The 19,878-nt window shown below is 35.8% G+C and carries 22 protein-coding genes and 1 other RNA gene; 11 read left to right on the top strand and 12 right to left on the bottom strand.

All coding sequences use genetic code 11. From position 1 onward, the window contains the following. The first annotated feature begins 229 nt into the window (after positions 1-229). Together ssrS and LCP48_RS02120 are read left to right on the top strand one after the other, a co-directional pair. Positions 230-422, top strand: a non-coding RNA gene (ssrS, locus tag LCP48_RS02125) — 6S RNA. Between the two features lie 178 nt (positions 423-600). Continuing rightward, entirely contained in the window at positions 601-1,065 is a 465-nt protein-coding gene (locus tag LCP48_RS02120) for a hypothetical protein (RefSeq protein ID WP_225340620.1), read from the top strand. A 22-nt stretch (positions 1,066-1,087) separates the two neighbouring features. Here the strand turns inward: LCP48_RS02120 and LCP48_RS02115 are convergent, their stop codons facing one another. The 5 genes from LCP48_RS02115 to LCP48_RS02095 form a co-directional block, all read right to left on the bottom strand. Then, positions 1,088-1,432: a monothiol bacilliredoxin BrxC family protein gene (locus LCP48_RS02115; RefSeq protein ID WP_004229822.1), complete on the bottom strand. Its 345-nt coding sequence runs from the start codon at positions 1,430-1,432 to the stop codon at positions 1,088-1,090. 95 nt (positions 1,433-1,527) lie between these two features. After that, on the bottom strand, positions 1,528-1,941 hold the full coding sequence (locus LCP48_RS02110) for a VOC family protein (RefSeq protein ID WP_004229824.1): 414 nt from the start codon (positions 1,939-1,941) through the stop codon (positions 1,528-1,530). A gap of 70 nt (positions 1,942-2,011) precedes the next feature. Next, on the bottom strand, positions 2,012-2,653 hold the full coding sequence (locus LCP48_RS02105; protein ID WP_081456923.1) for a 3-oxoacid CoA-transferase subunit B: 642 nt from the start codon (positions 2,651-2,653) through the stop codon (positions 2,012-2,014). Beyond that, positions 2,650-3,357 carry a CoA transferase subunit A gene (locus tag LCP48_RS02100; protein WP_004229828.1) on the bottom strand — a complete coding sequence of 236 codons (708 nt, stop codon included), beginning with the start codon at positions 3,355-3,357 and terminating at the stop codon, positions 2,650-2,652. Before LCP48_RS02100 ends, LCP48_RS02105 begins: the two co-directional genes overlap by 4 nt. 83 nt (positions 3,358-3,440) lie before the next feature. Continuing rightward, positions 3,441-4,349, bottom strand: coding sequence for a LysR family transcriptional regulator (locus LCP48_RS02095; RefSeq protein ID WP_004229830.1), 909 nt, complete (start codon positions 4,347-4,349; stop codon positions 3,441-3,443). Between the two features lie 241 nt (positions 4,350-4,590). Here LCP48_RS02095 and LCP48_RS02090 point away from each other — a divergent pair, with 241 nt between their 5' ends. Continuing rightward, a complete protein-coding gene (locus LCP48_RS02090; protein ID WP_004229831.1) occupies positions 4,591-5,274 on the top strand; it encodes a hypothetical protein in 684 nt (227 codons plus the stop codon). A 257-nt stretch (positions 5,275-5,531) separates the two neighbouring features. On the opposite strand, the gene LCP48_RS02085 is transcribed toward LCP48_RS02090, so the two are convergent. Beyond that, complete coding sequence (locus LCP48_RS02085; protein WP_009373732.1) at positions 5,532-6,161, bottom strand: LysE family translocator; 630 nt, start codon at positions 6,159-6,161, stop codon at positions 5,532-5,534. A gap of 224 nt (positions 6,162-6,385) precedes the next feature. On the opposite strand from LCP48_RS02085, the gene LCP48_RS02080 reads away from it, so the two are divergent. After that, positions 6,386-6,808: an SRPBCC family protein gene (locus LCP48_RS02080; protein ID WP_004229836.1), complete on the top strand. Its 423-nt coding sequence runs from the start codon at positions 6,386-6,388 to the stop codon at positions 6,806-6,808. After that, entirely contained in the window at positions 6,808-7,128 is a 321-nt protein-coding gene (locus LCP48_RS02075; protein ID WP_004229838.1) for an ArsR/SmtB family transcription factor, read from the top strand. The genes LCP48_RS02080 and LCP48_RS02075 overlap by 1 nt, the downstream gene beginning before the upstream one ends. A 39-nt stretch (positions 7,129-7,167) precedes the next feature. Here LCP48_RS02075 and LCP48_RS02070 read toward each other — a convergent pair whose 3' ends face one another. The 3 genes from LCP48_RS02070 to LCP48_RS02060 form a co-directional block, all read right to left on the bottom strand. Further along, the gene (locus LCP48_RS02070; protein WP_004229840.1) at positions 7,168-7,947 is read right to left on the bottom strand and encodes a YqhG family protein; all 780 of its coding nucleotides are present in this window, start codon (positions 7,945-7,947) and stop codon (positions 7,168-7,170) included. A gap of 18 nt (positions 7,948-7,965) precedes the next feature. Beyond that, positions 7,966-9,480, bottom strand: a complete 1,515-nt coding sequence (locus tag LCP48_RS02065) for a DEAD/DEAH box helicase (RefSeq protein ID WP_036219543.1) — start codon at positions 9,478-9,480, stop codon at positions 7,966-7,968. 449 nt (positions 9,481-9,929) lie between these two features. Continuing rightward, positions 9,930-10,979, bottom strand: a complete 1,050-nt coding sequence (locus LCP48_RS02060; protein WP_009373728.1) for an NAD(P)/FAD-dependent oxidoreductase — start codon at positions 10,977-10,979, stop codon at positions 9,930-9,932. Between the two features lie 368 nt (positions 10,980-11,347). Between LCP48_RS02060 and LCP48_RS02055 the strand changes: the two genes are divergently transcribed. From LCP48_RS02055 to LCP48_RS02040, 4 genes are all read left to right on the top strand, one after another. Next, complete coding sequence (locus tag LCP48_RS02055; RefSeq protein ID WP_009373726.1) at positions 11,348-11,926, top strand: dienelactone hydrolase family protein; 579 nt, start codon at positions 11,348-11,350, stop codon at positions 11,924-11,926. Between the two features lie 11 nt (positions 11,927-11,937). Next, positions 11,938-12,894: a LytTR family transcriptional regulator DNA-binding domain-containing protein gene (locus tag LCP48_RS02050; RefSeq protein WP_009373724.1), complete on the top strand. Its 957-nt coding sequence runs from the start codon at positions 11,938-11,940 to the stop codon at positions 12,892-12,894. Between the two features lie 146 nt (positions 12,895-13,040). Beyond that, on the top strand, positions 13,041-13,889 hold the full coding sequence (locus LCP48_RS02045; RefSeq protein WP_004229854.1) for an ABC transporter ATP-binding protein: 849 nt from the start codon (positions 13,041-13,043) through the stop codon (positions 13,887-13,889). Further along, positions 13,886-14,593, top strand: a complete 708-nt coding sequence (locus tag LCP48_RS02040; RefSeq protein WP_004229855.1) for an ABC transporter permease — start codon at positions 13,886-13,888, stop codon at positions 14,591-14,593. Before LCP48_RS02045 ends, LCP48_RS02040 begins: the two co-directional genes overlap by 4 nt. Here LCP48_RS02040 and ldmS read toward each other — a convergent pair. Both ldmS and LCP48_RS02030 read right to left on the bottom strand, forming a co-directional pair. Then, complete coding sequence (gene ldmS / locus LCP48_RS02035) at positions 14,590-15,762, bottom strand: L-aspartate--L-methionine ligase LdmS (protein WP_216485292.1); 1,173 nt, start codon at positions 15,760-15,762, stop codon at positions 14,590-14,592. The two genes, LCP48_RS02040 and ldmS, sit on opposite strands and share 4 nt — an antisense overlap. Positions 15,763-15,880: 118 nt before the next feature. After that, positions 15,881-16,465 carry a GNAT family N-acetyltransferase gene (locus tag LCP48_RS02030; protein ID WP_004229859.1) on the bottom strand — a complete coding sequence of 195 codons (585 nt, stop codon included), beginning with the start codon at positions 16,463-16,465 and terminating at the stop codon, positions 15,881-15,883. 98 nt (positions 16,466-16,563) lie between these two features. Between LCP48_RS02030 and pdxR the strand changes: the two genes are divergently transcribed. Both pdxR and LCP48_RS02020 read left to right on the top strand, forming a co-directional pair. After that, positions 16,564-17,925: a MocR-like pyridoxine biosynthesis transcription factor PdxR gene (gene pdxR / locus LCP48_RS02025; protein ID WP_004229860.1), complete on the top strand. Its 1,362-nt coding sequence runs from the start codon at positions 16,564-16,566 to the stop codon at positions 17,923-17,925. A gap of 105 nt (positions 17,926-18,030) precedes the next feature. Beyond that, positions 18,031-18,837 carry an EcsC family protein gene (locus LCP48_RS02020; protein WP_009373716.1) on the top strand — a complete coding sequence of 269 codons (807 nt, stop codon included), beginning with the start codon at positions 18,031-18,033 and terminating at the stop codon, positions 18,835-18,837. A 47-nt stretch (positions 18,838-18,884) separates the two neighbouring features. Here the strand turns inward: LCP48_RS02020 and LCP48_RS02015 are convergent, their stop codons facing one another. Beyond that, the gene (locus LCP48_RS02015) at positions 18,885-19,853 is read right to left on the bottom strand and encodes a quinone oxidoreductase family protein (RefSeq protein ID WP_202342972.1); all 969 of its coding nucleotides are present in this window, start codon (positions 19,851-19,853) and stop codon (positions 18,885-18,887) included. Positions 19,854-19,878 lie beyond the last annotated feature (25 nt).

Raw genomic sequence — 19,878 nt, 5'->3', positions numbered from 1 at the left:
ACTTTTTACTAGGAAAATCCTCTTTATGCTCCTATCTTTACATAGTCGACCTTATTTAGCAAAGGTTGTTCGTATTTTATGTTCGCATTTGTGAAAAAAATATGAAACATCAGCACCTTTTTGAAGGTAGTACAAGATGTTTATAACGCGATTTGGAACACTTGCCCATTGACTAATTTGCCATTATCATCTTACTTGCATGTTTATCGATCATGCTTTATTATATCCATAAAGGCTGCATTGTTCGTATAATATTAAGTTTTAACCTTTAAGCTGTAAAAGGGAGTTTTATTATTGGAGTTGAAATGACGGGCCTCACACTACGGTGCATGAGGATAAGCAGGAAAACTTCTGCGAACACCCACTTTGAGGAGTGGTGGTTTAAAACTTTCTATAATAACTACGGCATACGCGGCTTTTTATACATGATTGATACAGCACCTTAGCTATTTTGGTTAAGGTGCTTTTTTATATTCTGGCTATTCTCCGCTTCTCCTTATTCAATCACTTCCTAACCATTCATAAAAAGTAAGGACAACCTTCTTGTATTTTGTATAATTCCCTCCCATTTTGCACATAGATGGAGTAACAAGGGAGGTTATGACATTGAAGAAAATAATTTATCTATTGGTTTTTACTTCACTACTGTTAGTAGCTTGTGGAAAGAGCGCTGAACCAAAGGAAGTGGCAGTCGATCAAAATACGAATGTTGAAGATATTGTAGGCGCGATTGTGAAAAACGAATTCTCTGTGGATGAGTCGAAAGACGGTATTGTCACAATTTCCATACAAGATACAGATGTAACAGAAGGATCGAAAAGCCAGATGCTAAAGGATTCTACTAAAATTTTCGCTGATTTGTCCAAATTAAAAAATGTGAAGACACCGGCTATTACTTGGTATGCTCCTCTCACTGAACCTGATGGGGACAAAACAATGACTGAGGTTTTGAATATTTATTTTAGTGAAGAGGATTTTCACAAAATAGACTGGGCCAATTATCTACAGGTCGATATCGAGTCTAGCGCTACAAATTATCATGAAGATGAGGCTTTGGAAGATTAATCACATAAAGATACCCCACAGCCTATTGTGGAGTATCTTTTTTTACATATTGTTCTATAGCGTTTTCTAAAAGAGAGTGCTTTATTTTGTAGTGAGTTGCTTGCCAAATTCCTTTACCACCCTGCAGGATTATTAGTTGAGGTGATTCGTGCTTCACTTGAAGATCACAGGCAATAGCATTTGAAATTACCCGATCCATTTGTACAATGACAAGATATTTAGGCAATTTCGTTTGTAATACTTTATATTCCTTTAATGCTGAAATACTACTAATACATGTCATGCTAATTTTTAACACAAGGCAAGGTTTGAACTTCGATTGCTCCAAAACCTCACACCATTTGATTAATGTCATTATTCGTTGCATTTAGTAACCCCCTAAACAGATTATATACTACGGTGGGTATTTTAGGTTACAAAAAACACGAGACTACATACGTGCTCGTGCTTAAAATTTCCTATTTAAATGCCTTCCGTATTCATGAATACTAGACGCCAGCCATCCGGGTCTTCAATGGTTACCCCTTTTTCAGCCCAATATGGATTTTCAGGCTCAACTTCGGGATATCCCATGACCGCAAGACGTTCGGCAATATGACGAATCGTATCTCTGTTTGGGATATAAAGTACGAGTAGATTGTCCTTACTTGGTGCTGGACAAGGGCTACCGTCAATATGCTCTGTAAATTCTAAGTGATAACCTGCATTTGGAAGACCAATCATTAAACCATTATAGCCACGATGTTCTGTAAACGAACCAATTTTCTTTAATCCGACACCTTCACAGTAAAACCGTTCTACTTCCTTTAGCTGATCGGTTGGTCTTGCTACACGCACCTGTGCGACTGCTAATTCATTTGTCCATTGTTGTTCCATTGTTATGAAATCCCCTTTTAGATTATTGTAAAATAAGACCATAACGCTGAAAACAGTCCTAGGTCTGAAGTTATTGTATAAGAGCGACGCTAAAAGGAGCAGCGGTTTTCTCTTTTACTTCCTCTAAAGAAACACCATCTGCTAATTCTATCAGTTGCATGCCATCTTTCGTAAAATCAAATACAGCCAAATCTGTAATTAATCGATGTACGACACCTTTACCCGTTAGTGGAAGTTCACATTGTTTTTTAATTTTAGATTCACCATTTTTATTTACATGCTCCATGACGACAATCACTCTCTTGGCACCAACGACGAGGTCCATTGCGCCACCCATGCCCTTCACCATTTTCCCAGGAATCATCCAGTTAGCAAGATCTCCTGTTTCCGATACCTCCATACCTCCTAAGATGGCAAGGTCAATATGTCCACCGCGAATCATTGCAAATGATTCTGCACTGTCAAAGAAGGATGCTCCTGGAACTGCCGTAACTGTTTCTTTACCTGCATTGATTAAATCAGGATCTACTGCATCTTCTACTGGATAAGGACCAATACCGAGAAGTCCGTTTTCGGATTGTAAGAGTACGTCATAATCGGCTGGGATCGCATTCGCAACAAGTGTTGGAATACCTATGCCTAAATTGACATTCATACCGTTGGCTATTTCTTTTACTGCACGATTAACAATTTTTTGTCTTGTATCCATCATGCTTCCCCCTTTTTCACCGTTAAACGCTCAATACGTTTCTCGTAATTTTCACCTAATAATACACGTTGTACAAAAACCCCTGGTGTATGAATGTGATCGGGATCTAGCTCGCCTACTTCTACAATTTCCTCCACTTCAGCTATTGTAATTTTCCCTGACATAGCAGCTAATGGATTAAAATTGCGTGATGTTTTTCTATAAACTAAATTTCCTAGCTTATCGGCTTTCCATGCTTTGACCAGAGCAAAGTCAGCAACAATACCTTCTTCCAAAATATATTCTTTGCCATCAAAAACCTTCACTTCTTTTCCTTCAGCAATTGGCGTTCCAACCCCTGTAGCTGTGTAAAAACCAGGAATTCCCGCTCCACCTGCACGCAAACGCTCTGCAAGAGTTCCTTGCGGTGTCAACTCTACTTCTAGCTCACCACTTAAAAATTGTTGTTCAAAAATCTTATTTTCTCCTACATAAGAAGCAACCATTTTTTTTATTTGCTTGTTTGCTAATAGTAGACCCAATCCCCAGTCATCTACACCACAGTTGTTACTGACAACGGTTAAATCCTTTGTTCCCTGTTGCACTAATGCTGCGATTGATTTTTCGGGTATACCACATAGCCCGAAGCCACCTACAGCTAATGTATCTCCATCCTTAATATCCGCAATCGCCTCTTCAAACGAACTCCATACCTTGCCATTCCCCATCTCGAAACCTCCCTGAATTGCTCGTTTATTAAGGAAAATTCTACATCATTGCTATTTTACAAGTAAAGGAATTAATTAGAATACTACTTATTCCTATATGGAATAAATCTATTTTCCCCATTCCTACCTATCATTTCAAGTAACTGTTTTAATGCATAAGATTGATATGTATTTTTCTTCGTAATAATCCCTAAACGCCACGGCATTTCAAAATCATTTAATGGAATTATTTTCACATTGGTATTTGTTTGCTTAGCTGCAATGGAATGGGGTAACAATGTAACCCCTAAATTGGAGGATACTAACTCTACAATCAAGTCCCACTGTGAACTTTTATAGCCGATTGTAGGTGTAAAACCAACACTTTCACAGGATTTAATTATATAGTCGTGAAGCGTGAACTCCTCTGCAAAGATAATGAACGTTTCATTTTTTAAATCTTGTAAAGCTATGGATTTCTGGTGTGCATAGGGGTGAGATTCATTCATAAAGACATAAAACTGGTCTTCTATAAAGGATTGAACAGCAAACTTCCTTTCATCTACTGGTAATACAACGATGCCCATATCAACATCTCCATTTTCAACTAACATTTCTACCATTTTTGCACCACGTTCGATAAGTGCTAAATGTACTTCAGGATATAGCTGATGAAATCCCCTAGCGATTTCAGGGAAAAATAATGTTCCAATTAAAGGTGGAATCCCTAACTTGATAGCACCTGTTTTAATATTTAATAAATCGTCTAGCAAAATATGTAGTTCTTGAACAGCATGCATTATTTTTTGCCCTTGATTATAAACAATACTACCTGCATCAGTAAGTTCTACATTACGCGTTGATCTGTTCAACAAATCAACTTGTAATGATTGTTCTAATTTTTTAATACTTTTGCTTAATGAAGGCTGAGATACAAAGGAATCATGTGCAGCCTTTGTAAAACTCCTATGCTCAACAACAGCCATAAAGGCTTTTAAATCTCTTAATTCCATCACTATCTTCTCCATATATTTGTATTTGTTATAAAAGCAACTACAAGTACTACCCTTCAGCAATAAATTCTCCATCCTTTCTTTTTAATCCTTTGCAATGGGTTGAACTATAAAATTTAGATATTTTCACCCCTGCCATTATACGCATCTTTTCGACTTTTGGAGAGTTTTTTGAGAGTTATATGACCTACAATCAATTATAAATATTGTCATAATTTATCAAAGATTGGAGATGTAACAGATGTTGAAGCAATTGCTTGAAAATCGAATAGTTAATAGGCATTATTTAGGTCTTACATTTCAGCAACATGTTTATGAATTAAAGAACTGTGAGGAAGTTTTAGGAGTGAAAGCAAAATCGCTACATATTGAGAATCGTCATATTGCTGTTGGCTATATTGCTGATGACAGTATTTTCTTTAAAAGTGCTCATTTCGGAAATACTATGGTCACTTTAACAGATGGAATTCATCAAGCAATTATTCAGCTATTTGTACAACATTCTGGTGAAATCTGCATTGAGGTAAAGCCTTATATTAAACATGCCAACATCGTGCCTGTTTATTTTCGCACAATTCTAGCTGATACAGCCATCGCCATTGACCTAAAAGGCGCGTTAAAAAAATTTCTAGTAACTCATCATTATATGATTGAGGCAGATACGATCATGGAAGTTCATTATCAATCCATGCATCCCTATGTGCTCAAGAATTCTTACGCTGGGCATTTTGTTTTAGGATGTACCCCCGATGGTAGACAGGTAACAGGAGCCGAGGAGTATACATTAGCTAACCGTATAGCTAATTTAAAGTTTTCTCACATTATTATTCAGCAACAAGGCAGACCAAAATTAATTGCTTTAAATATATTATTAACCTTTGTTATTACGAATAAAATTTTTGTTACTAACGAACTTTCTATGTAACGAATCGGATAGAGGATTTTACGATGTTATTTTCATTTATTTCATTGATTGTCATCATACTAGTTGCTTTATTTGTTATAAAATCTTTTTCTTTCTATAAAAAACGTGCAGAAAAGAAAAAATTTTTACAAGAAAGACTTAAAAATCTTCTACTGACAAATATAAGCCAACCTAAATAGAAATTTTTCAAAGAGAGAAACGACCCTATCTTAATAACTACCAACAAAAAATACACCACCTTTATAGTGGTGTATTTTTTAGTGCGCTTTTTCTAATGCTAATTTAATGCCAAACGCAATTAATATTGCACCAGTTAATCCTTCAATTACTGCCTTAGTTGATGGTTTTTTCATAAATGCACTAATTCGATCTAAAAGGTACACGTAGAAAATAAACCATAGCATTGTTAATGCTGTATAAATGAGACCCATTATTAAAAAAGGAAAAAATGTTCCACTATTTCCAACTACAAATTGAGGGAGAAATGTTAGGAAAAATACTGCGACCTTTGGATTTGTCACATTTGTGAGAAACCCTTGTTTAAAGCAGGATTGTTGAGAATATTTGTGTTCTATACTTGCTTCATCTTGTACAACTGGAGATTGTGTTCGAATTGTCCACAAGGTCTTGATTCCTAAATAACATAAATAAACCGCACCAACATATTTTAAAACAGCAAATATATAGGCAGATTTCACAATGATCGCCGAAAGGCCAATAACAGCCGCACAAGTATGAATTAATAAACCGCAACAAGAACCAATGATTGTTTGTAAACCGCCCTTTCTACTTACAGTCAGTGTGTTTTTTGTTGCAATCGCTGTATCAGGGCCAGGTAAAATAATAAGTAAAATGCACATAACTAAGAATACAGATATATTGACCATATTACGCCACCCTTTCTGTCAGAAAATTATAAAAGTAATTGTAACATACGCCAAGACCAACAGAAAGATACGAAATTTTTCCGTTGACATATAACCATAAGGTGTTATATATTCATAACACCTTACGGTTATATTTTATACAGATTCCTCTGGCTGTGGACTTAATAACGTTGAATATCATTACACAGAGGTATCATTCATCAATCAAAGAGGAGTATTGGAACATGACTGAAAAATTACAGGATATTGTCAAAACAATTACATTGAATGCCCCTATCGAAAAAGTTTGGGAGACTGTCGCAACAGCTGACAAAATAGCTTCTTGGTTTATGCCAAATGATTTTCAACCTATCGAAGGGTACGAATTCACTATTCAATCACCGTTCGGCCCATCACCCTGTAAAGTAGAACGTGTAGATGCACCGCACTTTCTACGATTTGCTTGGGATCAAGATGGCTGGTTCGTAACTTTTGAGTTAAAAGAAGTAGGCAAGCTTACTGAATTTACTTTAACACATGGTGGCTGGAAGGAAGCTTCACATATTATTCCTAAAGCAAACACTGCTACTGAAGCCGTACGTACTAATATGGATAACGGATGGACAATGATTATTAATCATAAATTAAAAGAGGCTGCTGAATTCTAATGACTGAAGCAGCCATAAAGTATGATGTTTTTCAAGCAATCGCTGATCCCACAAGAAGAAGTGTTTTACAGCTCCTTGCAGCAAGCGACAGACCTATTTCCAATATTACTGAGCATTTTACAATTAGTCGAACGGCTGTTGTAAAGCATTTAAAAATATTGGAACAGGCGGAGCTAATCTCTGCTCAAAAAAAAGGTCGTGAAAAAATCTATACGCTGCATAGTGAGCGTTTAAAGGAGATTGAAGATTGGCTCCAATACTTTCATTTATTTTGGGATAATAAATTGGCTCAGCTTCAAAGCATGGTTGAAGATCATTAAAGCAAAAAAGAGCTGTCCCTTTGTCAGACAGCTCCTCATTTAAAAGAGATAAAATAATCCCCCATTAATGACTTCTATTTTAATTTTTGCTTCATATTGCTCCTCCAATGCTTTTCTTTCAATTTCATAACACTCTGGTTTTTCCTCTATATCCTCATAAAAATAATCTAATACACGTTGATCACGTTGCCATCGTTTTTGTGCTTCCATTGCCCAAGAATGATCATCCTGCTCAATAATTGACTCAATTGTAGCTTTCAATCTTTCCAGTGCTCTGGCAGGCTTAATAATATATTGCACATGAAATACATTTTCTTCAGGTTCTATGTTAAAGTCCGAAGAACAAATCGTTTCATGAAAATCCTCCTTGATGACGCCAGTCAATAAATTAATGCCAAATGAGTAAAGCATTTCTTTTGTACGATCACAGCAATACGAAACTTTAAAGTTAACACCTAACCAGGGCGTTAAAATAACCTGCCCCATATCACGATCCACTTTTTCAAACAATTGAACATAGGCTCCTAGTTCTCTTGTAGCTAAAAATATCTGATTTAAACGTGGTGAGCCGTAATGAATAGCTTCCCCAAATAGGTTACCAACCATTGCCGTTTGATTTGTAATGAAGGTTACTTGCGCTGGGTTTGGTTCACTATTTGTTGCTTCAACATATTGCCAATAAAATGGCCTATTCATAATTCTTTTATCTATGTCTATCGTTAATTGAACGGTTAGATAATGATTCTCTTCTCCTAAAATTGCACAGTCATTCTCCATAAAAAATTCCTTTAAATAGTGGTGAACTTGCTGCGGATACATAGCTGCACCTCCCTACCCTTATACAGATTCTTTAAAGTTTGTTAAAATAGCATCTAAATCGCCAACCACCTTCTCGAACACATCAATCTTTGTATGAAGCAATTCCAAGATTTTCTCTTCAATTGTATGTTCAATGGCAAGGTTATAAATATGGACATCATGCTCCTGTCCCAAACGATGGACACGGCCAATACGTTGCTCTAGCTTCATTGGATTCCAAGGTAAATCATAGTTGATTACATGATGACAAAATTGAAGGTTTATCCCCTCTCCTCCTGCCTCGGTAGCGATGAGCACCTGGGCTCTTTCTTTAAATAGGTGCTTCATATAATCTCGTTTACTTTTATTAAATTTCCCATTAAACAGCACACTTGATATGCCATTAGAATGTAAGTACCATTGCAAATATATTTGCGTAGCACGATATTCTGTAAAAATAATAACCTTGTCATTCGCTTGCTTAACAATTTCCAATGTCTTTTCCGCCTTTGAATTCACTTCCAAGGTCATTAATTTAGTAATAATCGCTTCAATTTCGTGTGGTTGCACATGATCCTCTAGCATATTCGTTAATGTTAAGGCTGTAGCTTCCTTGCTACTACACATTTCTTTTTGCAACGTAATTAATGAAAATGACCCTGTGTTTTGAAGGTTGCCAAGCATTTCGTAAACTTCTCTTTCTTCGTTCGTAAATGTAATCGGCACAATTTGAACACGACGATTTGTCCAATCAATCCCCGTATCTTCCCTACGATTTCTGACCATTACCTGATTAACCAACTCTTTTAAATAATCATCATGCTCTAAATCATGCTTGCTAGCAGAGAAAGCCGATTGGAAGGCGTCATAGTTACCTAGATGTCCAGGCTTTAATAAGGAGATTAAATAATACAATTCAAAGATATCATTTTGAATAGGTGTGGCAGTTAATAATAAGCAGAACTTTTTCTTTAAGCCTTGTACAAACTCGTAAATTTGTGTTTTATTATTTTTTAATTTATGTGCCTCATCAATAATTATCATGTCATAATCCTGCTCATAAATGCGCTCTCTATGCGGACTCTTTTTTGCCGTATCCATACTCATAATGAGGACATCATAGCGCTCTATCGGGCAATTTTTTTTATATGCAACGGCAGGAATATGAAATTTTATGTTTAACTCTTCAATCCACTGATTAATTAAAGAAGCAGGTGCCAAAATTAATGCTCTCTTCACAAGCCCTCGAATAAGGTATTCCTTTAAGATTAAGCCCGCTTCAATTGTTTTACCCAGCCCCACCTCATCAGCTAAAATAGCTTTCCCATTCATACGTTCAATAACTGTTTCGGCTGCTTCTAACTGGTGTCTCAAAGGTTGTAAATTAGGTAAATACTTTGTAGCCTGCAATCCTGTAAAATCAGGAATTAGTTTCATTTTCACAATATCATAGTTCATCTTGTACAATGTCCAGCTATCCCATTTTTCAAGATGATTTAATCGATCGATAAAGCCCTCTTCCCACTCGGACGACCTTTCTATTTTCATGATCATCACCCCATGTCATTTTTTCTAGTTTAGGGTGTCCAAAAAAGGAAAAGCTATGTTCTTTCTAGATGAAAAACACCTAATGAAAGTTATTTTTCATTAGGTATTTGATAATTCATATATTTACGGAATTGTCTTGTAGATTTTTTTAGCAAACTCTTTAATGGATAAATGAGAGTTTCTCAGGTATATTTTAGATTTTTGAGTAGTCACATCCGTGAGATAAGCATTTGACGAACACTCATTTTTTCTCAAATCGATAGGTTCTTTATTAAAATGTTTCGCGATATCCATTACAATCATATTCTCTGTGTAATTTTCTTATATATACTCCATAAACAGCGATATGTTTACTTTTTTATATGGACAGTCCATTAGAAGTATTTCTTCTAAAATATATACATCAAGACAAAAAGAAAGGAACACCAACAATATATTAGTGCTCCTAAAATTGATTATTTTAAACTTTCCTGTAATAGCTTACGATTACGTTGTTTGAAAATGTCATTATGTGAGGAAACAATACCTCCCTCAGAAGCATCAGGTTGAATATACTTCTTCGCACTATTCACTGCATGAAGTGCATCATGAAAGGCTGCTGCAATTAAATGAATTTTACCATCATGGCTCAAAATATCACCCGCAGCATAAAGGCCTGGGATCGATGATACACTATTAATCGTACCAGCGATAAAATAATCATTTTTGCGCTCAATGGCTAATGGACTATTATCTAACAATTCTTTATCACGCACATACCCATGACTAATAACCACTTCATCAATAGGAATTTCTGTTACAGTTCCTGTTTCATGATTTGTTAAAGCAATAGCTTTAATCATTCCTGCTTGATCGTCTGCCATCAGCTTAGTTATTTCAGAATTGAAATGGCATTCGATCGAACTATTTGCAAGCTCTGTAATTTGAGCCTCATGTGCAGACAATGTATCTTTTCGATAAGTTAAATAGACCTTGGATGCTACCTCCATTAATTCTAATGCCCAGTCTACCGCTGTGTTACCACCACCAGAAATAATAACTGTTTTATCTTTAAATTTTTCATAGGATTTAATTGTGTAATTTAAATTAGATACTTCAAAGCGTTCAGCCCCCTCAATTTCAATTTTTTGAGGGTTTAGAATGCCACCACCAATAGCAACGATAACTGTTTTGGAGTAATGAATATTCCCTGACTCTGCTGCGATGACAAAAATTCCATCTTCATTTTTAGCAATGGACAGCACTTTTTCATTTGTATAAATAGAAGGATTAAAGGTTAAGGCTTGCTCAACTAATTGTTTAATTAGTTGTCCCCCAGAAATAGGCGTTACACCTCCAACATCCCAAATCATTTTCTCTGGATAAACATGAATTTTACCGCCTAGCTGTGGTTGTGATTCAATTAGCTTGGTTTTCATTTCACGTAAACCACAATAAAAGCTGGAATATAAACCGGCTGGCCCACCACCAATAATGGTTACATCATACAATTCTTGTTCTAACAATTCCTAACACACCTTTCATTTGGTCATTACTATCTCAACAATTGGACTAACTCATACTACATGACAGCTCAATCGTAAATGTCTAATTGTAAATATTGCTTTGGAAAATCCTCCTTAACCCCATTATACGATAATGATAATCATTATCAAATAAAATTATACCAAATCGAGATATTACTAACAGATTTGGTCACCATTTATTAACATTTTCATTTATGTAATTAGTATAAAAAATACTGAAAAATAATCTTATGTATTTGTGCAAAAAAGTATTCATCATTATGCTTTTCACTGTTCATTCTAAAAGCAGATTATACGTTTTACTTACTTTTTGATACACTATTGGAAAAAAGGTATTAGAGGACACAATGAAAAGAAAAATTTTTATCTTACATGAAATCTATGGAGTTAATCCTTTTATTGAAGAACAAATACAAGTATACGGCGATGAGGACACTGCTGTTTCCCTTATTTCACTTTATCCAGAAGGACTTTCCTTTCCATATAAGCAGGAAAAACAAGCCTATGACTTTTTCTTACAGACAGTTGGCTTTGATGCTCCTCTTGAGTTGCTTTCACAAAAATTATTGGAGGCATGTGAAAATTACAATGAGGTAATATTAATTGGATATAGTGTAGGAGCAACTTTAGCCTGGAGATTAACTACCCTCCCTCTACATCGTGTCATTTGTGTGTATGGCTCCCGAATCCGCCAATATCTTGATAACATTCCATCTTGCCCAACTTTGGTTGTTTTACCTAGCCATGAGGATAGCTTTGATGTTCAATCATTGAAGGATACACTTGCAAGCATACCGAATGTTCAGATCAAACAATATCAAGGCTTACATGGCTTTATGGATGACTCTAACTCAAACTACTGTCAGATAAGCCACTCACAAGCACTCAACAACATCAAATACTTTTTACAAGCTAGCAAGCTATAGGAGGAATAAACGTGGAACAAAATATTGATATTCAGGTTGATCCATATATTGAAGCAGGCAATGTTATTTATCCAAGCTTTCATCTTTCTCTACAACCTGGCATGATTATAGGCATCTATACAGATGTTTCCAAAATACATACATTAATGCAATGGTTTATGAAACGAGATGATACGTATACTTCTTTTCGTGAAAGTTCATTATATGAGCGACTAACAGCTCGCGAGTATATCCAATTCATTTTAAAGCTTTTTAACCGCCCAACTAATGAAACAGAGAATATATTGAAGCTTTTTAAGCTTACTGAACAAAAAAACAATAGAATTAGTAAGCTTTCTAATAGTGAAAAACAGCGATTAAAGCTATTGAATATGTACCTACATCCGACATCTATTCAAATTATAGAAGAACCCTTTCAAAATATAGATGAATATTCGAAGCAAACTATCCAACAATTATTAAAAATTCTCTCAAAAGAGCATAAAATTATTATTTTATTATCCAATAATCTTGAAGATTTAATGGTTGCAGGTACCTCTATATATCGATTAGATGGGGTAGACTTACATACTTTAGACGTAAAAGAGGGTAGCCTTGAGCAAGCTCCAAAGCCTCTTGAAGATGCACCCATTCGACTAGATAAAATCCCAACAAAGAAAAATGATAAAATTATTTTATTTAATCCACCGGAAATAGATTATATCGAAAGCGTTGAAGGAGAAGTGTCCATTTATGTAGCTGGTGAAGCCTATCCATGTACTCTATCACTAAACGATCTGGAGCAAAAATTGACACCATTCGGCTTTTTTAGAAGTCACCGTTCTTATATTGTTAATCTACAAAAAGTTCGAGAGATTATTACTTGGACACGCAATAGCTATAGCTTAGCACTCAACAGTACAGAAAAGACAGTTGTTCCACTGTCGAAAAATAAACTTGCAACTTTAAAGGAAATACTCGGAATTTAGTAGATTTCCCAGGAAATAAACGACTCCTGTCACCTTCAATAATGTTCTTCCCATGCTTTTTTTTCTGCCATTCACCCCATTTTTACTGTACCCCTTTTACTTGTTGTTTATAGTGTAGACATCAACAACAAACAGGAGGTTTATACATGAATGCAGTGATTGAAGTGCAAAACTTGAAAAAAACATTTAATAATGAAACAGCATTACAAGATGTTTCTTTTACCATTAAAAAGGGGGAAATATTCGGCTTTTTAGGGCCAAGTGGTTCTGGTAAAACAACTACTATTAAAATATTAACAGCACAAACAGATAAATCAGCAGGCAAGGTTCTGTTATTTGGGCAACCAGCATCTATAATGAAGCAAAGTCAAAATCGTAAACGTTTTGGAATTTTAACAGATAATAGTGGCTTGTATACAAGACTATCTATTGAAGAGAATTTATTACTTTATAGTAATTTATATCAACTATCTCATTCTGCTGTAAAAGAAGCTTTAGAATTTGTCAATTTATATGCAGAACGTAAAAAGAAGATCAGTCAGCTTTCCAAAGGAATGATTCAACGTGTTACACTTGCACGTGCCATTATGCACAAGCCCGAACTATTATTTTTAGATGAGCCTACTTCTGCTTTGGACCCTGTGAATACGCAGCATATTTATAATGGCTTACGAAGATTAAATGACTTGGGTACGACGATATTTTTAACTACTCATGATATGAGCGAAGCAGAGATACTTTGTGACCGTGTAGCATTCCTTCATAGGGGGAAAATCCGAGCAATAGGTGCACCAAAGGACTTAAAAAAGGAATTTGGTACTGATTCCATAACGGTTGAACTCAAAAATGGTATGCAAGAAATTATACAAAATGGTGCACAAGATGCAGAAAAACTGTATCAATGGATGCATTCCAATGAAGTGACAAGAATTAATACAAATGAGCCAACATTGGGTGATATTTTTATGCAAATAACAGGGAGTGATTTAGTATGAACATTTCAATGACACGCATTCAAGCTATATTAGTGAAAGATTATAAAGAATTTTCTCGTAACTATGCCGTATCAACAATGATACTTCTACCACTAATTTTGGCATTTTTATACAACAAATCAGGAGCAGCTACTATCAATGCTTATTTCCTACCCATCAATATAACGTTCTCTATGGTAACAACTTATATACAATGCTGTTTAATCGCAGAGGAAAAAGAAAAGAATACATTACGCAGCCTTATGCTTTCCCCTGCTTCACTTGGAGATATTCTAATTGGCAAAAGTTTATTTGTTCTCATCGTGACCGTTATTGTACTCGCACTTTCTATCTTTCTTGTTGGGTACACACCTGCCAATCTTGTTATCTTATCTATAGCCTTATTATTATCTACTGTATTTTATATTGCACTTGGAACAATATGTGGACTATTTGCCAAGTCTATTATGGAAGGCTCAATTATCGTTTTACCTGTTATCTTTATTTTCTCCTTCGGTCCACTTGCACTGACTTTAGCATCTAACTACCCTTTTCTAAAGATCGCAGAGTGGCTACCAAGCTCTCAATTATTACTTTTAGCAGAAGCATTAGAAGGAAAGTACTCCATGACAGATATGATCATTCCTATGGTGACGATTATAGCTTGGTCTCTTATTTCTTGGTTTTTAGCAGCAATTTTCTATAAAAAAAGAATGGTCGATTAAAGACCATTCTTTTCTTCAGATAATAATTCTTTCTCTCGTTTTTCAATTTCTTCTAGCGTATCTGCATACCATACACCAACAAATCTTGAAGGGACGGGCTCCTCAAAATAATCACCATCATAGAAAGATAAAGGAAATAGCATACCCTGTTCTATATATTTCTTAATTGTTTGATAGAAGTGATCATTCTGATGTGGGCTTTGTGATGAATAGGAGCTAAATTTATTGATGGGCTTTCCTAAAGCATCATGAAACATCAGCATAGAAGTTGAACCATTTTGTCGAAAATTTAAGTCTATTGCTTGAACATCACCAGCTTCCGTGACAATCAAATCAAAGCCTGCCACACCGACAAAGCCTTCCTCAACGCCACGTTCCATAATATGCTTTCCTACTTCAATTACTTTTTCGGGTACTTTATCTACAATGATATTCCCTTCGTAAATGCCTTTATCATCCGTAATTTGCTGGGAAGCTCCTAAGTATTGAATACCTAGCTCCTCTGAGTAAACAAATTGACAGCTATAGTTGTCCTTTGTCTGTAAAAGCTCCTCAATAATTATACTTTCAGTTCCAGTCATGCGAAATTGTCGTAAACCCTCCGTCAACTCATCTTTATTATGACAAATGGTAACGCCATACCCTCCCGAAGTTGGCGAATCATCACCAGGCTTTAATACTACAGGGGGCTGCCAATTTTTAATGGCATCTGAAAGTCTATACGTTTCCACATTTAGACGACTTGGTACATATTTGCTATCAATTAAATGATCAATATAAGCTTTTGTATTCAACTCATTAAATTTCTCTGCATCCATCCAATAACATTGACGATCCATATGCTCCAGGTCATGTATATATTGACATACAATGGTCTTCCCTTCCTTACACCAAGTTTGGATCTGTGCCAGATATTCCTCTTGCGTCTCATAACTATAAGGCTGTTCTACCCATGGTAATCCTGCTAATTGATGAAGCTCTTGCGCCTTTTCTGTTTGTGTTGCTCGATGTACTAGCACGGGGATATCGGCAATAGCAACTTCTCTTGAGGTTAAAGCATCTAGCTTATGAGGATCATCCATCATCCACGGATTATCACTATACGGTGTTCTTGGTGTATACACAGCATTTTCACCATAAATTTGTCTTAACGTGTATTTAGGTTTCAAGTAGATTACCCTCTTTCAATTTTTCGGTACTCTACTCTACCCTCCCCTTTATTTTTTGACACTTTTTATAAGAAAAAAAGGTTTTATGGATTATATAAATTCCTTTTTATACCTACAACTATCCTAATTGAACTAACATCCTTTCTAAATGCTTTTTCACCTGTGGCCATTCTTCTATTGTGATGCTATACATAACAGTATGCCTAGTTGTCCCATCCTTGCGAATCATATGGTTACGCAATATTCCCTCTTTTGTAGCACCAATTCGCTCAATGGCCTTTTGAGAACGGATATTATCATGATCTGTTTTTATTTGTACCCGTTGTAAATGAAGATGTTCAAAAGAGTATCGTAATAGCAAGTACTTACAATTAGTATTAATAGCTGTACGCCAGTATGCGGGTGTTAGCCATGTATAGCCAATTTCTAATCGCTGATGCTTGTCATCAATATCCATAAAACGTGTAGACCCGATAATGTCCCCTGATTGTTTATCCACAATTACAAATGGAAATTCTGTTTTTTCGTTTTTTGCCTTTAATGCGTTTTCCATAAATTTATTTACATCCTCCTTTTTTTCTATCGTTGTGGACATATGGGACCAAATTTCTGGATAACTTCCTGTCTCTAAAATTCCTGGTAAATCGCTTAATTCTAAAGGTTTTAGTTTAACCATTTCGTTTTCCAATGTTATAAATTCCATTACACTTCACTCCTTTTTACTTATTTAACGGTAAAATTGATATGATATATATAACCAATTACTAAAAAATCAACCATACCAGAGGAGGAGGCAATCATGTGGAGCTTTCCATTATATTTACAGGCAATCTAGCGAAATACATTCAAATCTATGAAGAAATAAAGCATGCTATTATCACTAAAAAAATACTTGCTCATGAACAACTACCTTCTAAGCGAGCTCTCGCCCTAACATTGAATGTGAGTGTACACACCATCAAGGAAGCCTATGAACAGTTACTTGCAGAAGGCTATATTTATAGTAAAGAGCGTTCTGGTTATTTTATTGCGCCCTTTGAATTTGATTGGCTACAGCAAGTACCCCAGCATGTATCTGTTCCAAGTATTAATATCCCTAACAATATACAATTTGATTTTACAAATGGACATGTGGACAACGAGGCTTTTCCCTATGCTGCTTGGCACAAGCTTATAAAAAAGCATTTTAATAGTTACAACTTATCAACAAGCCCTTGGGAGGGAGAGACAACTTTACGCACAGAGATTGCCCGCTATGTAGGGCGTTCTCGTGGGGTTAGTTGTGATGCTTCACAGGTATTTATTTATAGTGGTACACAAAGTCAGCTTCAGGCTCTTTGTCATTTTCTTGGGTCTGCGACACGCGTTGGATTAGAGGAGCCAGGATTTAAAAGAGTGCGTGCCGTTTTACAGCAATGTGGATTATCCACAGAGGCGATTCCTGTGGACTATTCAGGGGTTACACTCCCTTCAACACCGATTCACATGTTATACACAACACCTGCACATCAATTTCCATTAGGCATGATTATGACCATAGAAAGAAGAGTGGCATTGTTACAATGGGCTAACTCGAACGCGGGTCTTATTATTGAAGATGATTATGATTCTGAATTTCGTTATAAGGGGCTACCAATCCCATCTTTAGCAAAAATGGATCAGCTTCAGCGTGTCATTTATTTCGGAACATTTTCGAAAACATTGCTTCCATCATTACGCATTAGTTATATGATCCTTCCAAAGTCTCTAGTAGTGCCGTTTATGACTTTTCATTCTGAGCAAAAATCGGTTGTCTCCAAAGTAGATCAGCTTGTCTTAGCAGACTTTCTTGCACAAGGTCTATTCGATAAGCATTTGGCAAAAATGCGAACAATCTATCGTAAAAAGCTGCAAGTATTATTGACTGCCATCTCTACAAATTTTTCAAATGAATTTCAAGTAATCGGTGAAAAATCTGGACTTCATATAGTCATCAAGCTACCACAACATCTTACCGAGAGTAGAGCGATCCAGCTTGCTCAAGAGGTAGGGGTTCAAGTCTATCCATGCTCTACCTCCTATCAGAACGGAACAAATGAAAAACTGATCATTATAGGGTATGGTGGACTGACACTTCAGCAAATAAATGAAGGAGTTGCACTCCTTGCATCCGTTTGGCAATAGCATGTGATTCATTAGTTTGTCGAAATCTCATTTAAATAAAGCGAAACTTTAAATAGTTTTTTTCGTATTTAAAGTTAAATGGACACATAAGGGGATAAGACAATAATGGAGAATCGAGAATTATTAGAGCAGCATTTACAAGAGATTCAGGTGTGGGAAAAAGATCAAAAAGATTTATGGTTTTGGGAGAAATTAGGTAGAATACCATTTAAATTATTAGATAAAATGACACCTGCCTTTCTTCAAAATAAAATTGCCTTATTGGTAGATGAACTAGGCAATTATATTCAGTCCGGTGGAAAGTATTTAATCAATGAACAAGCCATGATACAAAAAATTCGTGACCATTCTTCCACACAGCATATAATAACTATATCTGATATTGGTCAAATTCCTTTAGAGGACATGATCTCCCTCAGTGATAAATTACAAAATGAACGTGTGAAATTTGCTACTGTACAAGGAGCCTCTACTGGCTTTGGTGGCATCTTTACTTTAGCTATTGATATTCCAATGATTTTAGGGACTGCACTTAAAACTTTGCAAGAAATAGCAATTATACATGGCTATGATCCGAACGATAAAATGGAACGTATTTTTATTGTAAAATGTCTACAATTTACCTCTGCTGATATTGTTGGTAAAGAAGCAATCTTACAGGAGCTTTCTACTATGAATAGCTCAAAAAAGGCTTCAGATAACATGATTTCTCAGCTTCAAGGATGGCAGGAAGTATTTTACACATATCGTGATCAGCTAGGCTGGAAAAAGCTGTTTCAAATGATCCCTATTGCAGGGATGGTTTTTGGAGCCTATGCTAATAAAGGCATGATTCAGGATGTAGCCGAAACTGGTATTATGCTTTATCGTAAAAGACGTATTTATGAAAAACTTACTGAACTAGATTGTTGATCGACAAAAGATGACACTCCAAATATGGGTGTCATCTTTTTTGTGCTTTATATTTTAATAAGTATTTTTCCTTGATGCTGACGACTTTCCATAAATTCATGAGCCTTTTTCATTTCCTCTAAGGCAAATACTTTTGCAATTGGCACCTGAAAACTGTCTTCGTTTACTAAAGAGAAAATATCCTGCGCCACCTGTTGTAACAGTTCTGGCTTCAAAGCTCTTGTCGTACCTAAGCTAAATCCTTTTATATTACGGCAGCTACTGTGTAAATCTGCTGTTTTTATATTTCCTGCTCTGCCTCCACTATTCCCGAATTGGACAAGAGTGCCATAAGGCGCTAAGCAATTTAAACTCTCCTCGGTGATAGCTCCTGCAATGGAATCGTACACAATATCAACACCCCGACCCTTTGTAAGTTCATTGACATTTGTACTAAATTGATCATATGTAAGTACATGATCCGCACCAAGCTGGTAAACGATTGGGGCTTTTTCTAAATTACTTACCGTACCTATAATCTGTTTAGCTCCAAGCCTTTTTGCCATTTGGACAAGCATTGTCCCTACCCCACCAGAAGCAGCATGAATTAAGACAGCATCTTGCTGACCAATTGCTGCTATTTGATGTGTTAACATATAGGATAAAAATAAAACAGTCGGTACAGCTGCTACCTTCTCGATTGGTAAACCACTAGGAATTTTAAAAACTAGTTGTTCCTTTGCTACAACAAATTCTGCATAAGCACCGTTTTTCGGGAAGGCGATAACTTGGTCACCCTTTTGAAAACCACTGCTATCATTAAAAACTTCTTCAATTACCCCTGCAACATCTAAACCAAGAACCATCGGAAAATTTGCTTTAGCTTTATTACCTGTGCGATTTTTAAGATCTGCGAAATTTACGCTTGTATAGGTTGTCCGTATTAAGACTTCTCCCTCAGAAATAATCGGTTTTGGACAATCAATAAATGTTAAAACATCAGATGTACCAAATTCATTGATAATAATAGCCTTCATAAATTTCTCCCTCCTTGCTATAGTA

Source organism: Lysinibacillus capsici (genome assembly GCF_020217405.1).
GTDB lineage: Bacteria > Bacillota > Bacilli > Bacillales_A > Planococcaceae > Lysinibacillus > Lysinibacillus capsici.
Note: the sequence above shows the minus strand (reverse complement) of the source record. Positions and strands in the feature narration are given on the sequence as shown.